The organism is Amycolatopsis sp. MJM2582, from assembly GCF_000754115.1.
In the GTDB taxonomy this organism is placed as follows: Bacteria; Actinomycetota; Actinomycetes; order Mycobacteriales; family Pseudonocardiaceae; genus Amycolatopsis; species Amycolatopsis japonica.
The window spans coordinates 339286-353353 of the sequence record NZ_JPLW01000005.1 but is presented as its reverse complement, the minus strand read 5'-3'; the positions used below and the strand labels follow the sequence as shown (position 1 = coordinate 353353).

Annotated in this window: 15 protein-coding genes; 6 read left to right on the top strand and 9 right to left on the bottom strand. The window is 69.3% G+C overall.

Going from position 1 to position 14068, the window contains the following annotated elements:
* Position 1: 1 nt before the first annotated feature.
* The 5 genes from ED92_RS29510 to ED92_RS29490 all read left to right on the top strand — a co-directional run bounded on the left by ED92_RS29510 (position 2) and on the right by ED92_RS29490 (position 6726).
* The gene (locus ED92_RS29510) at positions 2 to 1621 is read left to right on the top strand and encodes a glucose-6-phosphate isomerase (RefSeq protein WP_037344022.1); all 1620 of its coding nucleotides are present in this window, start codon (positions 2 to 4) and stop codon (positions 1619 to 1621) included.
* Positions 1618 to 3147, top strand: coding sequence for a glucose-6-phosphate dehydrogenase (zwf, locus tag ED92_RS29505; protein ID WP_016333149.1), 1530 nt, complete (start codon positions 1618 to 1620; stop codon positions 3145 to 3147). The genes ED92_RS29510 and zwf overlap by 4 nt, the downstream gene beginning before the upstream one ends.
* Positions 3144 to 4148 (top strand): glucose-6-phosphate dehydrogenase assembly protein OpcA, encoded by a 1005-nt coding sequence (gene opcA / locus ED92_RS29500; RefSeq protein WP_037344020.1) that lies wholly within the window; start codon positions 3144 to 3146, stop codon positions 4146 to 4148. Before zwf ends, opcA begins: the two co-directional genes overlap by 4 nt.
* Positions 4145 to 4900 carry a 6-phosphogluconolactonase gene (gene pgl / locus ED92_RS29495; protein WP_016333147.1) on the top strand — a complete coding sequence of 252 codons (756 nt, stop codon included), beginning with the start codon at positions 4145 to 4147 and terminating at the stop codon, positions 4898 to 4900. Before opcA ends, pgl begins: the two co-directional genes overlap by 4 nt.
* A gap of 623 nt (positions 4901 to 5523) precedes the next feature.
* Positions 5524 to 6726 (top strand): sensor histidine kinase, encoded by a 1203-nt coding sequence (locus ED92_RS29490; RefSeq protein ID WP_162836902.1) that lies wholly within the window; start codon positions 5524 to 5526, stop codon positions 6724 to 6726.
* Positions 6727 to 6733: 7 nt separating this feature from the next.
* Here ED92_RS29490 and ED92_RS29485 read toward each other — a convergent pair whose 3' ends face one another.
* The 7 genes from ED92_RS29485 to ED92_RS29455 form a co-directional block, all read right to left on the bottom strand.
* Entirely contained in the window at positions 6734 to 7075 is a 342-nt protein-coding gene (locus ED92_RS29485; RefSeq protein ID WP_034311760.1) for an RNA polymerase-binding protein RbpA, read from the bottom strand.
* Between the two features lie 65 nt (positions 7076 to 7140).
* Complete coding sequence (gene secG, locus ED92_RS29480) at positions 7141 to 7371, bottom strand: preprotein translocase subunit SecG (RefSeq protein ID WP_016333144.1); 231 nt, start codon at positions 7369 to 7371, stop codon at positions 7141 to 7143.
* Between the two features lie 140 nt (positions 7372 to 7511).
* Positions 7512 to 8297, bottom strand: a complete 786-nt coding sequence (gene tpiA, locus ED92_RS29475; protein WP_037344017.1) for a triose-phosphate isomerase — start codon at positions 8295 to 8297, stop codon at positions 7512 to 7514.
* Complete coding sequence (pgk, locus tag ED92_RS29470) at positions 8297 to 9505, bottom strand: phosphoglycerate kinase (RefSeq protein ID WP_304413655.1); 1209 nt, start codon at positions 9503 to 9505, stop codon at positions 8297 to 8299. The genes tpiA and pgk overlap by 1 nt, the downstream gene beginning before the upstream one ends.
* 9 nt (positions 9506 to 9514) lie before the next feature.
* Complete coding sequence (gene gap, locus ED92_RS29465; RefSeq protein ID WP_016333141.1) at positions 9515 to 10519, bottom strand: type I glyceraldehyde-3-phosphate dehydrogenase; 1005 nt, start codon at positions 10517 to 10519, stop codon at positions 9515 to 9517.
* A 184-nt stretch (positions 10520 to 10703) separates the two neighbouring features.
* Complete coding sequence (locus ED92_RS29460; RefSeq protein WP_037344014.1) at positions 10704 to 11885, bottom strand: winged helix DNA-binding domain-containing protein; 1182 nt, start codon at positions 11883 to 11885, stop codon at positions 10704 to 10706.
* Between the two features lie 57 nt (positions 11886 to 11942).
* Positions 11943 to 12374: a nitroreductase family deazaflavin-dependent oxidoreductase gene (locus tag ED92_RS29455; protein WP_037344012.1), complete on the bottom strand. Its 432-nt coding sequence runs from the start codon at positions 12372 to 12374 to the stop codon at positions 11943 to 11945.
* A gap of 87 nt (positions 12375 to 12461) precedes the next feature.
* On the opposite strand from ED92_RS29455, the gene ED92_RS29450 reads away from it, so the two are divergent.
* The gene (locus ED92_RS29450; protein ID WP_037344010.1) at positions 12462 to 13400 is read left to right on the top strand and encodes an AraC family transcriptional regulator; all 939 of its coding nucleotides are present in this window, start codon (positions 12462 to 12464) and stop codon (positions 13398 to 13400) included.
* Here the strand turns inward: ED92_RS29450 and ED92_RS29445 are convergent.
* Positions 13384 to 13797 carry a type II toxin-antitoxin system VapC family toxin gene (locus ED92_RS29445; RefSeq protein ID WP_037344008.1) on the bottom strand — a complete coding sequence of 138 codons (414 nt, stop codon included), beginning with the start codon at positions 13795 to 13797 and terminating at the stop codon, positions 13384 to 13386. The genes ED92_RS29450 and ED92_RS29445 overlap by 17 nt on opposite strands.
* On the bottom strand, positions 13787 to 14053 hold the full coding sequence (locus ED92_RS29440; RefSeq protein ID WP_037344006.1) for a type II toxin-antitoxin system Phd/YefM family antitoxin: 267 nt from the start codon (positions 14051 to 14053) through the stop codon (positions 13787 to 13789). The genes ED92_RS29445 and ED92_RS29440 overlap by 11 nt, the downstream gene beginning before the upstream one ends.
* Between the last annotated feature and the right edge of the window lie 15 nt (positions 14054 to 14068).

Genomic DNA, 14068 nt, shown 5'->3' with positions numbered 1-14068 from the left:
CATGGCAGGGGAAACGACCGGCGTCGAAATCGTCGACGCCGCCCTGGCCGGCGAAGCCGCTCCGTTCGCGGAGCGGCTCGTCGCCGACCAGGTCGCATCGAAACTGGCGTCCCAGGACGCCACATTGTGGGGTCCCGAAGCCGAGTCCGAAGCGTCGATCCGTCTCTCGTGGACGACGCTGCACAAGTCCTCGCGGCCGTTGATCGGCGAGATCGAGGCACTGCGGACCGACCTGCGTTCCGAGGGCGTCGACCGCGTCGTCCTCGCGGGCATGGGCGGTTCGTCGCTGGCCCCCGAGGTCATCACCGCGACCGACGGCGTCCCGCTGACGGTCCTCGACACCACCGACCCGGGTCAGGTCGCCGACGCGCTCGCCGGTGACCTGGAGCGCACGGTCATCGTCGTGTCGTCGAAATCCGGCGGCACCGTCGAGACCGACAGCCACCGGCGGATCTTCGCGAAGGCCTTCGCCGACGCGGGCATCGACGCGGCGCGGCGGATCGTGGTCGTCACCGACCCCGGCTCGCCGTTCGCGGAACTGTCCGAAAAGGAGGGTTACCGCAAGGTCTTCCTCGCCGACCCGAACGTCGGTGGCCGCTACTCGGCGCTGACCGCGTTCGGGCTCGTCCCCGCCGGGCTCGCCGGAGCGGACGTCGCCCGCCTGCTCGACCAGGCCGCTTCGGTGGCCGACGAGCTGGCCGCCGACTCCGTCGACAACCCCGCGGTCAAACTCGCGGCGGCGTGGGGCGCGGCGCACGAAAAGGGCGCCGAGAAGGTCGTCATCGCGGACACGGGATCGGGCATCAAGGGCTTCGCCGACTGGGCGGAGCAGCTGATCGCCGAGTCCACCGGCAAGCAGGGCACCGGTCTCCTGCCGGTCGCCGTCGAGGGCCCGGACTCCCCCGGTTTCGCCGACGCCAAGGGCGACGCCACCCCGGTGGCCGTCGGCCAGGCGGAAGGCGCGGCGAAGATCTCCGTGACCGGCTCGCTCGGTGCGCAGTTCCTGCTGTGGGAGTTCGCCACCGCGCTCGCCGGACGGCTGCTCGGGATCAACCCGTTCGACCAGCCCGACGTCGAGGCCGCCAAGAAGGCCGCGCGTTCGCTGCTCGACAACCCGGACAAGCTCAAGGGTGGCGAAGAGCCGTCCACTGTGGACGGCGCGGTCGAGGTGTTCGGCTCGGAAGGCGTCGTCACGGACGGGAAGCTCGCGGACATCCTGCGGGCTTTCTTCGATTCCGCGCCGGAAACCGGCTACATCGCGGTGCAGGCGTACCTCGACCGGCTCGACGACGCGTCGACGGCCGTCCTGCGCGGCGAGATCGCCAAGCGGACCGGCCGCCAGACCACCTTCGGGTGGGGGCCGCGGTTCCTGCACTCGACCGGGCAGTACCACAAGGGCGGGCACCAGAACGGTGTCTTCCTGCAGATCACCGGCGCCGTCGAGGACGACCTCGACGTTCCGGACCGGCCGTACACGCTCGGCGTCCTGCAGCACGCGCAGGCGCTGGGTGACGGTCAGGTGCTCGCCGAGCACGGTCGTCCGGTGCTGCGCCTGCACCTCACCGACCGGGCCGCCGGCCTGGCCGAACTGGTCCGCGCGGTACAGGAGGCCGGCGAGTGACACGAGCCTGGAACAACCCGCTGCGCGACCCGCGCGACAAGCGGCTGCCGCGGATCGCCGGGCCGTCCAGCCTGGTGATCTTCGGCGTGACCGGTGACCTCGCCCGCAAGAAGCTGATGCCGGCGATCTACGACCTGGCCCACCGCGGGCTGCTGCCCGCCGGGTTCTCGCTCGTCGGATTCGCCCGCCGGGACTGGGAGCACCAGGACTTCGGCGAGCTCGTGCACGACTCGGTCAAGGAGCACGCGCGGACGCCGTTCAAGGAGTCGGTGTGGAACCGGCTCGCCGAAGGCATCCGGTTCGTGCAGGGCACCTTCGACGACGACGAGGCCTTCGACAAGCTCGCGCAGACGGTCAAGGACCTCGACGCCGAGCGTGGCACCGGTGGCAACACCGCGTTCTATCTGTCGATCCCCCCGAGCGCGTTCCCGGTGGTGACCAAGCAGCTCGCCCGCTCCGGCCTCGCCGACGCGAGCGAGGACACCTGGCGCCGCGTCGTCATCGAGAAGCCGTTCGGCCGCGATCTCAAGAGCGCCAAGGAGCTCAACGAGATCGTGAACGACGTCTTCCCCGAGGAGTCGGTGTTCCGCATCGACCACTACCTCGGCAAGGAGACGGTGCAGAACCTGCTGGCGCTGCGGTTCGCGAACCAGCTGTTCGAGCCGATCTGGAACGCCAACTACGTCGACCACGTGCAGATCACCATGGCCGAGGACATCGGCCTCGGCGGCCGCGCGGGGTACTACGACGGCATCGGCGCCGCACGCGACGTCATCCAGAACCACCTGTTGCAGCTCCTCGCGCTGACCGCGATGGAGGAGCCGGTCTCGTTCGCTCCGCGCGCTCTCCGCGCGGAGAAGGTCAAGGTGCTTTCGGCGACCAAGCCACTGGCGCCGTTCGACGAGACCACCGCGCGCGGGCAGTACGCGGGCGGCTGGCAGGGCGGCATGAAGGTGCCGGGCCTGCTGCAGGAAGGCGGTTTCGCGAAGGACTCGACCACCGAGACCTACGCCGCGGTGACGCTGGAGGTGCAGAACCGCCGCTGGGCGGGCGTGCCGTTCTACCTGCGCACCGGCAAGCGGCTGGGCCGCCGGGTCACCGAGATCGCCGTGGTGTTCAAGCGGGCGCCGCATCTGCCGTTCGACTCGACCTCGACCGAGGAGCTGGGCCAGAACGCGCTGGTGATCCGGGTGCAGCCCGACGAGGGCATCACGCTGCGGTTCGGGTCGAAGGTGCCGGGGACCACGATGGAGGTCCGCGACGTCACGATGGACTTCGGTTACGGGCACGCCTTCACCGAGTCGTCCCCGGAGGCCTACGAGCGGCTCATCCTGGACGTGCTGCTCGGCGAACCGTCGCTGTTCCCGGTGAACGAAGAGGTCGAGCTGTCCTGGGAGATCCTGGACCCGATCCTCGACCACTGGGCCAAGAAGGGCGCGCCCGAGGCGTACCCGCCCGGTTCGTGGGGACCGCCGTCCGCCGACGAGATGCTGGAACGTACCGGCCGGAACTGGAGGCGTCCGTGATCATCGACCTGCCGTCGACCACGACGTCGCAGCTGAACAAGAAACTCGTCGAGATCCGCGAACAGGGCGGGCAGGTCGCGCTCGGCCGCGTGCTGACGCTGGTGATAGTGGCCGACGACGACGACAAACTCGAAGAGGCGATCGAGGCCGCCAACGAGGCCAGCCGCGAACACCCCTCGCGGGTGATCGTGGTGGCCAAGGGCGCGCGGACCGCCGCGCCGCGGATCGACGGCCAGATCCGGGTCGGCGGCGACGCCGGCGCGAGCGAGGTCATCGTCCTGCGGCTCTACGGTCCGCTGGCCTCGCAGGGGCAGAGCGCGGTCGTGCCGCTGCTGCTGCCGGACGCGCCGATCGTCACCTGGTGGCCCGGCACCGGTCCGAAGGCCCCGGCCAAGGACCCGCTCGGTGAGCTGGCGCAGCGTCGGATCACCGACTCGGCGGCGGAGAAGGCGCCCATAAGGGCACTCACCACGCGGGCGAAGTCCTATGTGGAGGGTGACACCGACCTGGCGTGGACCCGGCTGACCCGGTGGCGCGCACAGCTGGTGTCCGCTTTGGACCTTCCTCCGTACGAGAAGGTCACCGGCGCCACGGTGACCGGCGAGGCCGATTCGCCGTCGACCGAACTGCTCGCCGGCTGGCTGGCCGAGTACCTCAAGGTGCCGGTGAAGCGGGTCAAGAGCAGCGGCGCGGCGGGCATCATCTCGGTGACGCTGGACCGGCGTTCGGGCCCGGTGGAACTGCACCGGCCGGACGGACGGGTCGGCACGCTGACCCAGCCGGGCCAGCCCACGCGCCGGATCGCCCTGCAGCGGCGGGACAACAAGGACTGCCTGATCGAGGAGCTGCGACGGCTCGACCCGGACGAGGTCTACGAGGCTTCGCTGAACGGGCTCGGCAAGATCTCGACGGGTACCGCGGCCAAGCCCGCTCCGGCGAAGAAGGCGGCTCCGGCGGCGAAGAAGGCTCCGGCCGCCAAGACCGCGAAGAGCGCCTCATGAGCAAGACCGAGGTCGTCGTCTACGAGAACCCGGACCTCCTGGCCGCCGCCGCGGCGGCCAGGCTGGTCACCCGGCTCGTGGACGTCCAGGCCGCCAAGGGCTCCGCTTCGGTGGTGCTCACCGGCGGTGGCACCGGGATCGCGATCCTGCGGGAACTGCGTGACTCCAGTGCCCGTGACGCCATCGACTGGTCGCGGCTGGACGTCTACTGGGGAGACGAGCGCTTCGTCCCGGCGGATTCGGACGAGCGCAACGAGAAGCAGGCCCGTGAGGCACTGCTCGACCACGTGCCGCTCGACCCGAAGCGGGTGCACGCCATGGCACCTTCGGACGGCGAGTTCGGCGATGACGTGGACGCGGCGGCCGCCGCCTACGCGGAGATCTTGACCCCTGAGGTCCCGGCGTTCGACATCATGCTGCTGGGCCTCGGCGGGGAGGGGCACACCGCCTCGATCTTCCCGGACAGCCCGGCGGTGCACGAGAAGGAACGCTCGGTCGTCGCGGTGCGCGACTGCCCGAAGCCGCCGCCGACCCGCATCTCGCTGACCCTGCCCGCGATCCGTCGCGCGCAGGACATCTGGCTGGTCACCGGCGGCGACGCCAAGGCGGACGCCGTCGCGCAGGCGCTGGCCGGTGCGGGCGAGGTCGAGATCCCGGTCGCCGGGGCACGCGGCTCGCGCCGCACGCTCTGGCTGCTGGACCGAGGCTCCGCCTCGAAACTCACGAAGGTCTATCAGCCGCCTACGGGCTGACGTTTCGCGCGTGAAGGCCCCCTTCCCTCGGCTGAGCCGAGGGAAGGGGGCCTTCACGCGCATCCGGGCAACGTGACCCAAGGCGTGACTCGCGTGATCAGAGGCGTAACTCGCGTGATTGAAGGCGCCGCACACGAGTTACGTCTCCAGACACGCGAGTCACGTCTTGGATCACGCGAGTCACGGGTCTGATCACGACCCGCCAGGCGGCCGCGGCGGTGACACCCTCATGGCGGAAGTCCGTGAAGGCCTCCTTCCCTACCCTGAAGGTAGTGAAGGAGGCCTTCACGGAACTCGCGCGGCAGGGTCACCGCGCGACCACGAAACGTGACATAGATCAACTTCCCCGGACTTCGGCATCAGAGAGGACTTGTTCGCGCGTCGAAATGATCAGCGGACCACCGAGCCCGGGTGGTCCGGTGTGGATTCGACCGACCGAACGTTCATGCACTTGTCCGCAGAACGGACAGTGACCACCCAGTCGCTAGCCCGACTGGGGGAAACTTACCGCCCTTGTACATCCACCCGTTAGCATCCGCACATTTGTTCGTTCCTGCGCGTCCCGATCGGGCGAAGAACACGTCTCACCATCCAAGTCCACAAGACGAGTGAGGTCGCCAGCGATGAGCACAGAGGGTCTCTCGATGCCAGGTATCTCGGTGGGCGGCTCCGGAGCGGACGCCGCCGACCGGATGCGCCGTGCCGCCGGGGTCATGTCGTTCGCCAAGCTCAAACGTCCGGCGCTGGTCGCGCTGGGCATCGACACGCTCGCGATCTTCCTCGCCGCGCTCGACGTCTGGCTGGTGATCCCCGAGAAGGCCCAGCCGTACTCGATCTACCTGTCCGGCGCCGCGTGTCTCGGACTCGCCTTCCGGCGCAAACTGCCGTTCCTCGCGGTGATCGTCACCGTCCCCGGCTTCCTGGCGGGGTGGTCGCAGCTGGCCGCGATGATCGCGCTCGGCTTCCTCGCCACCCGCAAACAGATGCACTGGCAGACCTGGGCCGGCTTCGCGCTCGTCTTCACCTGCCGGTTCGTGCAGTGGCCGCTGGCCGACTTCGTCGAGCTCAGCTGGCGCGAACACGTCCTGGACGGCATCTACGGCGTCATCGTCGCCGGGATGCCGGTGGCCATCGGCCTGCTCATCGGAGCGCGGACCGAGATCTCGCAGAAGCTGTCCGAACTCGCCGCCAGCCGCGACCGCGAACGCCGCTTCCACGCCGACGCCGTCCGCGCGGAGGAGCGCGCCCGCCTCGCGCGGGAGATGCACGACGTCGTCTCGCACCAGATCACGCTGATCGCGATGCAGGCCGGCGCGCTGCAGGCGCAGACCACCGACGCCCGGTCGCTCGAAACCGCGCAGGTCATCCGGAAGCTGAGCACCAAGACCCTCGAAGAGCTGCGCTCACTCGTGAGCGTGCTCCGCTCGGGCTCCGAAGACGACGGGCCCCGGCCGGGCATCAACGAACTCGACCGGCTGATCCGCGGCTCGGACGTCCCGGTGCACCTGACCGTGGAGCGGATCCCCGACCTGCTGCCCAGCCAGGTTTCGGCGGCGGCCTACCGGACCGTGCAGGAATGCCTGACCAACGTGCACAAACACGCACCGGGCGCCACCGCGACCATCCGGATCCAGGGCGAGCACGGTTCGCTCAAGGTCGAAATACGCAACGAGCGCGCTCGGACCCCCGGTGCGGCCCTGCCCTCGGGAGGGCACGGGCTGACCGGGCTGGCCGAACGCGCTCGACTGCTGGGTGGGAGCTTCGAAACCGCCGACACCGAGGACGGCGGGTTCCGGGTGCGTGCCCGGTACCCGCTCGACCGGTGAGCGACTGCTAGATCTCCCGGCGCTGGCGCAACCGCTCCAGCGCCTCGGCGAGGATGGCCTCGCCGTCGGCGTCGGAACGCCGTTCCTTCACGTACGCGAGGTGAGTCTTGTAAGGCTCGGTCCGCGGCGCGGCAGGAGGGTTCTTCTCGTCCTGCCCACCGGGGAGCCCGCAACGCGGGCAGTCCCACTCGTCGGGAATCTCGGCGTCCATCGAGAACGAGGGCTGTGCCTCGTGCCCGTTGGCGCACCAGTAGGAAATACGGCGCCGCGGCGCCGACTCACCCCGCTCCGATTCGCCCGAAGGCCCGGCACCCACACGGGTGCCCCGAATCGCGTTACCGCCAACCATGAATCCTCACACCTATAGGGATCGGCGGCGCGCCCCCCATAGGCACGCCGAAACACCTGGATCGATCAGACCTTGAGCAGGAGCCCGAGGCCGATGATGCTGATCAGCCACACCGCGCCCAGCAGCAGCGTGATCCGGTCGAGGTTCTTCTCGGCCACGCTCGAGCCGGAGAGGCTCGACTGCATACCGCCACCGAACAGCGAAGACAGACCGCCACCACGGCCGCGGTGCAGCAACACGGCGACCACCAGCAGCACGCTGGAGGCGATCAACAGGATTTGCAGGAACAGCTTCATGTCATCCTCTGCGCTCTTGGAGAATGCAGGAAAACGGTGTGCCACCAGCGGCTCTTGACCGCCAGAACACACCGTACTCCTGGACTCGTCCACTGCTGTGTGACGGACCGGATACCCAGGTTACCCGGTAGGTGCCCCGATCAGGGCAGGGGCCCGCCCGCGGCGAGTGCGCAGAGTTTGGTGAACTCGTCACCATCCAGGCTGGCACCACCGACGAGCGCACCATCGATGTTCTCGCAGGCGACGAGGTCACTGATGTTGTTGGCCTTGGCCGAGCCGCCGTAGAGCACGCGGACCGAGGACGCGACCTCGGCGCCGTACTTCTCGGCGAGGGTGGCGCGGATGGCTCCGCACACCTCCTCGGCGTCCTGCGGGGTCGCGACCTTGCCGGTCCCGATCGCCCAGACCGGCTCGTAGGCGACGACGACGTCCTTGACCTGCTCGGCCTTGAGCCCCTTGAGGCCCTCGACCAGCTGGGCCGTGGTGTGGGCGATGTGCTCCCCGGCCTCGCGGACCTCGAGCTTCTCCCCCACGCACAGGATCGGCTTGATGCCGTGCTTGAGCGCGGCCTTGACCTTCTTGTTCACCAGTTCGTCGGACTCGCCGTGGTACTCACGCCGCTCCGAGTGCCCGACGGTGACGAAGCTGCAGCCCAGCTTCGCCAGCATCGGGCCCGACACGTCGCCGGTGTAGGCACCGGAGTCGTGCGGCGACAGGTCCTGGGCGCCGTAGGTGAGCGACAGCTTGTCGCCGTCGGTCAGCGTCTGGACGCTGCGGATGTCGGTGAACGGCGGCAGGACCGCGACGTCGACCTTCGCGTAGTACTTCTCCGGCAGGGCGAAGGCGATCTTCTGAACCAGCGCGATGGCTTCGAGGTGGTTCTGGTTCATCTTCCAGTTGCCGGCGATGAGCGGTTTGCGCGCCACTAGTCGTTCTCTCCCAGCACAGCGACTCCGGGCAGTTCCTTGCCCTCCAGGTACTCCAGCGACGCGCCGCCGCCGGTCGAGATGTGCGAGAAGCCGTCCTCCGGCAGGCCGAGCTGCCGCACGGCCGCGGCGGAGTCGCCACCGCCGACCACCGTGAAGGCGTCGCTCTTCACCAGCGCTTCGGCCACGGCACGGGTGCCGCCGGCGAAGGACTCGAACTCGAACACGCCCATCGGGCCGTTCCAGAACACGGTCGCCGCGTCGGCCAGCTTGCCCGCGAACAGCTCACGCGACTTCGGGCCGATGTCGAGGCCCATGCGGCCGGCCGGGATGGCCGTCGCGTCGACGACGTCGAACTCCGCGTCGGCCGCGAAGCCCGTCGCGGCGAGGACGTCCACCGGCAGGATCAGCTCGACACCGCGTTTCTCCGCCTCGGCGAGGAAGCCGCGGACCTGGTCCAGCTGGTCCTCCTGCAGCAGCGAGTTGCCGACCTCGTGGCCCTGGGCCTTGAGGAAGGTGTACGCCATGCCGCCGCCGATGAGGAGCCTGTCGACCTTGGTGAGCAGGTTGGCGATGACGCCCAGCTTGTCCGACACCTTCGCGCCGCCGAGGACGACGACGTACGGCCGCGCGAGGTCCTCGGTCAGCTTCTTGAGGACGTCCACCTCAGCCAGCACGAGGCCGCCCGCGTACGCCGGAAGCGCCCGCGCGATCTCGTAGACCGAGGCCTGCTTGCGGTGCACGACACCGAAACCGTCGGAGACGAACGCGCCGCCGGGGACGAGCGCGGCCAGCTCGGCGGCCAGCTCCTGCCGCTCGGCCTCGACCTTGCTGGTCTCGCGCGCGTCGAAGCGCACGTTCTCCAGCAGGGCCACCTGGCCGTCGTGCAGGCCGGCGACGGTGGCCTTGGCGGACTCGCCGACCAGGTCACCGGCCAGCGGGACGTCGACGCCGAGCAGCTCGGTGAGCTTCGCGGCGACGGGCGCGAGCGAGAACTTCGGGTCCGGCTCGCCCTTGGGACGGCCGAGGTGCGCCGTGACGACCACCTTCGCGCCCGCCTCGGCGAGGCGCTTGAGGGTCGGCAGGGCCGCGCGGACACGGCCGTCGTCGGTGATGGTCTCCCCGTCGAGGGGGACGTTCAGGTCGGAACGCACGAGTACGTACCGGCCCGAAACGTCCCCGCTCAGCAAGTCTTCGAGGTTCTTCAGCGCCATGGCTCAGGAGAGCTTGGTGCCGACGAGCTTGACGAGGTCGGCGAGGCGGTTCGAGTAGCCCCACTCGTTGTCGTACCAGCCGACGACCTTGACCTGGTTGCCGATGACCTTGGTCAGCGGCGCGTCGTAGATGCAGGAGGCCGGGTCGGTGACGATGTCGGCCGAGACGATCGGGTCGTCGCTGTAGCGCAGGATGCCGGCCAGGGGGCCCTCGGCGGCGGCCTTGTACGCGGCGTTGATCTCCTCGATGGTCGCGCTCTTGGCGAGCGTGACGGTGAGGTCGGTGGCCGAACCGGTCGGGACCGGGACGCGGACCGCGTAGCCGTCGAGCTTGCCGTTGAGCTCCGGCAGGACCAGGCCGATGGCCTTGGCGGCACCGGTCGAGGTCGGGACCATGGACAGCGCGGCGGCGCGGGCGCGGCGCAGGTCCTTGTGCGGCGCGTCCTGCAGGTTCTGGTCCTGCGTGTACGCGTGGATCGTGGTCATCAGGCCCTGCTCGATGCCGAAGGCGTCGTTGAGGACCTTGGCCAGCGGGCCGAGGCAGTTGGTGGTGCAGGACGCGTTCGAGATGATGGTCTGCGAACCGTCGTACTTGTCGTCGTTGACGCCCAGCACCACGGTCAGGTCCTCGCCCTTGGCGGGCGCGGAGATGATGACCTTCTTGGCGCCACCGGCGATGTGCGCCTTGGCGGCGTCGCCGTTGGTGAAGAAACCGGTCGACTCGACGACGACGTCCACGCCCAGGTCGCCCCAGGGCAGGTTGGCCGGGTCGCGCTCGGCGAGGGCCTTGATCGTCTTGCCGTCGACGACGATGCCCTCGTCGCTGACGCTGACCTCGCCCGGGAAGCGGCCGAGGATGGAGTCGTACTTCAGCAGGTGGGCCATGGTGGCGACGTCGCCGAGGTCGTTGAACGCGACCACCTCGATGTCGTGACCGGCGGCCTGCACGGCCCGGAAGAAGTTGCGGCCGATGCGGCCGAAGCCGTTGACACCTACGCGAACCGTCACTGCTGCCACTCCCTTGAGACTCGTCCGGGATCGCCCCGGTAAGACGTCCTTTACTCGGGCGCAACCCTAGCGTGCGTGCTCGGGCGACCCTCTTTGCCCTGACGAGACTTCCACCACTCGGTGGGTCAGGTCAAGAATCGATTAAGTGCGTCGCTACCAGGACGTCTTGGGAAAACTCTCAGCTTCACTGTGCTAGCCGTCGCTCCAGCGGCGTGCGCATCCGTGGCGTGACTCGCACCTCTCCGAACCACTCGGCCAGGTGGTTCGCCTCCGCCTCGACGGCCCGTTCGACGTCCGCGCCCACGTCCTCCAGGAGGTGATGGACGACCTCGCCGTCCGGCCGCTGCGCCCAGCCGCCGACGATACGGCCGTCGGCCCAGACGGTGGGCCCGATGTTGCCGGTGCCGTCGAACAATGGCGCCTTGTGCGGACCGAGGTACCAGTCGCGCTCGATCCACCCCATCGCCGTCGGGTCGAGGGACGGGAGCAGGGCGACCCAGGGTTCGGGCTCCGCGACCGGCTCCAGATCGTCGGCGAGCACCACGCCGGGGACGCCGTCGAGATCGACCTCGACCGGCTGAATCTCCGCGAGCGCCTTCTTCGTCTGGCCGATCGTCCAGCCCGTCCACCAGCGCAGGTCCGCGATCGGGGCTGGGCCGTAGGCGTAGAGCCACCTTCGGGCCAGCTCGACCCTGGCCGCGTCGGCGTCCCAGCCGGCGAGGCCCTGTGGCAGCCAGTCCGCCATCGGGGCCCAGTAGTACTGGCTGCTGATCCAGCTGCCGCGCGGGCGGCCGCGCACGATGCGGCCGTCGACCGCGAGCTGGAACAGGACGCGGCTGGTGACGTTGGCGATCGCCTCGTACGGCTTTCCCTTCGCCATCAGGAGTCGCTGCTTCAGGCGTGGCTCGTCCTGGGAAAGCTCCTGCGCCGTGGCGGAACCGCGGGCCTTCAGCGCGCGCTCCGTCGCGTCCTCGACCTCGGCCAGCCAGCGTGCCGGATCCGGCACGTTCTCCGGATGTCCCTGCGTGCCGAGGTGCTGTTCGAGCAGGCGGCGCTGCTTCTTGGCGATGTCGGCGGAACACGCGGCCTGCACGAGGGCCGCGTTCTCGTGCCCGAGGACGAACACCGTGCGGCGCATGCCGAGCATCCGGATCAGCGTGCGCTCTTCGTAGAGCGCGCTCTCCACTTCGGCGACGCCGTCGCCTTTCACGCGCGCCCAGGCCGACAGGTGCACGGACGCCGGATCCGTGGCGTGCAGCGCGACGACCGCGTCCGCGGCGGCGAGCACCGACTCGGCGGGCGTGGTGAGGCGATGACGCGTCGCGAGCCGGGCGCGGCGCTGCGCGATGTCGATCTTGGAGGTCACGGATCGGTTCTATCACCGGGGCCCGACAGTTTCGGCCACAAGCGGCTGAAGGGCGCTTCAGCTCCCCTGGACGCGCTCCAGCTCGAACACCGGGATGACCCGGCTGGTCTTGCTCTGGTACTCGGCGAACTGCGGCATGAGGGCCGACTGCCTGGCGTAGACCTCGTCGCGCTCGGCGCCGATGAGCACGCGTGCGCGTACCGGGAAGGTCTCGGTGCCGAGCTCGACCTTGGTGTCCGGGTTGGCCACCAGGTTGTGGAACCACGCCGGGTTGTCGTCGGCACCGCCCTTGCTCGCGAAGATGTAGATCCGGTCGTCCTCGAGGAGCGGGACGAGCGGCGCGATCCGCTCGGTCCCGGACTTCGCGCCGGTGTGGTGGACGAGGACGAGCGGGTAGCCCTCGAACATGCCGCCCGCCTTGCCGCCCGTTTCACGGAACTCGGCGATCACGCTTCGGTTGATCTTGTCGAAGTCGAAGGTGTCTGTCATGGCCTTGATCGTATGGCGCACCGAGTGATCCCATCGATGCTCAGAATGGCCATGAACATATCCATCTGTCGCATTATCATCGCCGTCATGGACCTTTTGGCCGAAGTGCTCGCCGTGGGCGGTGTCCGGGGCACCGCCGGCGCCCGCATCGAGGCGTCCGGGCCGTGGGGCATCCTCTGGCACGGCATCACCCGCGCCGCCTTCTACGCGGTCACCTGCGGGACGGCCTGGCTGGAACTGGCCGGGCACCCGCCGCGGCAGCTCATGCCCGGCGACGTCGTCCTGCTGCCGAACGGACCGGAACACACCCTGCGCAGCGCCCCGGACGTCGCGATCATTCCCAATCTGTGCACGGCGGCGGAGAAGGCGCGCGACTGCGGCGGCGTGCTGCGCCTCGGCTCCGGGGAGGTCGAGACGCATGTCCTCGGCGCGTCCTACGACTACGACCCGGCGGTGTCCACCCAGGTGCTCGCCACCCTGCCGGAGGTGGTGCACATCCGCGCGAACCGCGGCCGCGACGGGCTGGACGACACCGTGCGGCTGCTGTCGCGGGAACTGGCGAGCCCGCAGATCGCCACCGACTTCGTCCTCAACCGGCTCGTCGACATCCTCCTGGTTCAGCTGCTCCGCGCTTGGCGGACCGAGAAACCCGCCGAGACGCGGGGAACCTGGCTCGGCATCCTGGGCGATCCGCTGATCGGCGTGGCGCTGGCCAAGATCCACGAGGACCCGGCGAAACCCTGGACCACCGACCTGCTCGCGGCGGAACTGTCGACCTCACGCAGCACGCTGACCCGCCGGTTCCGCGAAACCACCGGCCGGACGCCCGGCGACTACCTGACGCTGTGGCGGATGGACCTGGCCGCGGTGCGGCTGCGCGACACCGACGACACGGTGGACACCATCGCGCGCTCGGTCGGCTACACGTCGGTGTATGCGTTCAGCCGGGCTTTCCGGCGTGCCCGCGACCAAGCGCCGGGGCAGTACCGGACGTCGACGCGGAAGCGCCTCACGCCGGCCGGGTGACCGGAACGACCTCCAGAAGTTCCTTCAGGCCTTCGAAATCCTGAGGATTCGTCGTGTAGAGCGGCATCCGGTGGGCGATGGCCACGCTGGCGATCATCAGATCGGCCACCCGGCGCCGGGGTGTCCTGCCCATCGCGAGCACGGACGCCGACACCCGGCCGAAGATCCTGGCCGCCTCGGTGCCGAAGGGCAGCGGGTCGAATTCGGACTCCACCCGTTGCAGCAGATCCGTACGCCGGGCCCGCTCGGCCGGATCGGTGGCGTAATGCGGCCCCGCGGACAGTTCGGCGAGCGTGATCGTGCTGATCGACATCAGGTCCGGCAGCTGGGCGTGGTCGATCGTCCGCCGGAGGATGAGGATGTTCGTGTCGAGCAGGCCGTGGACCTCAGCGGCCATAGGGATCTTCCGCCTCCCCTTCGAAAGCGTCGTCGAGGTCCGCGCGGAACCTGTCCGGGTCGATGAGCGGAGCGTTGGCCGAGCCGGTGGCGAACTGTTCCCGGGAAACGGCGTGACGACGACACAGCGGAACCAGCTGGGCGATGGGCGAACCGCTACGGGTCACGGTGAAGGTTTCCCCGTGCTCGACCGCGTCCATGATCTCGCCGGACCGGTTCCGGAGATCACGTTGGGAGATCTCGTGCTGAACGCTCATGACTCGAGGATAGCG

Excerpts from the sequence above, each read along its gene's own strand:
- ED92_RS29510 (WP_037344022.1), top strand. The coding sequence starts at position 2 with ATGGCAGGGGAAACGACCGGCGTCGAAATCGTCGACGCCGCCCTGGCC.
- pgl (WP_016333147.1), top strand. The coding sequence starts at position 4,145 with ATGAGCAAGACCGAGGTCGTCGTCTACGAGAACCCGGACCTCCTGGCC.
- ED92_RS29490 (WP_162836902.1), top strand. The coding sequence starts at position 5,524 with ATGAGCACAGAGGGTCTCTCGATGCCAGGTATCTCGGTGGGCGGCTCC.
- ED92_RS29485 (WP_034311760.1), bottom strand. The coding sequence starts at position 7,075 with ATGGTTGGCGGTAACGCGATTCGGGGCACCCGTGTGGGTGCCGGGCCT.
- secG (WP_016333144.1), bottom strand. The coding sequence starts at position 7,371 with ATGAAGCTGTTCCTGCAAATCCTGTTGATCGCCTCCAGCGTGCTGCTG.
- ED92_RS29455 (WP_037344012.1), bottom strand. The coding sequence starts at position 12,374 with ATGACAGACACCTTCGACTTCGACAAGATCAACCGAAGCGTGATCGCC.
- ED92_RS29450 (WP_037344010.1), top strand. The coding sequence starts at position 12,462 with ATGGACCTTTTGGCCGAAGTGCTCGCCGTGGGCGGTGTCCGGGGCACC.
- ED92_RS29445 (WP_037344008.1), bottom strand. The coding sequence starts at position 13,797 with ATGGCCGCTGAGGTCCACGGCCTGCTCGACACGAACATCCTCATCCTC.
- ED92_RS29440 (WP_037344006.1), bottom strand. The coding sequence starts at position 14,053 with ATGAGCGTTCAGCACGAGATCTCCCAACGTGATCTCCGGAACCGGTCC.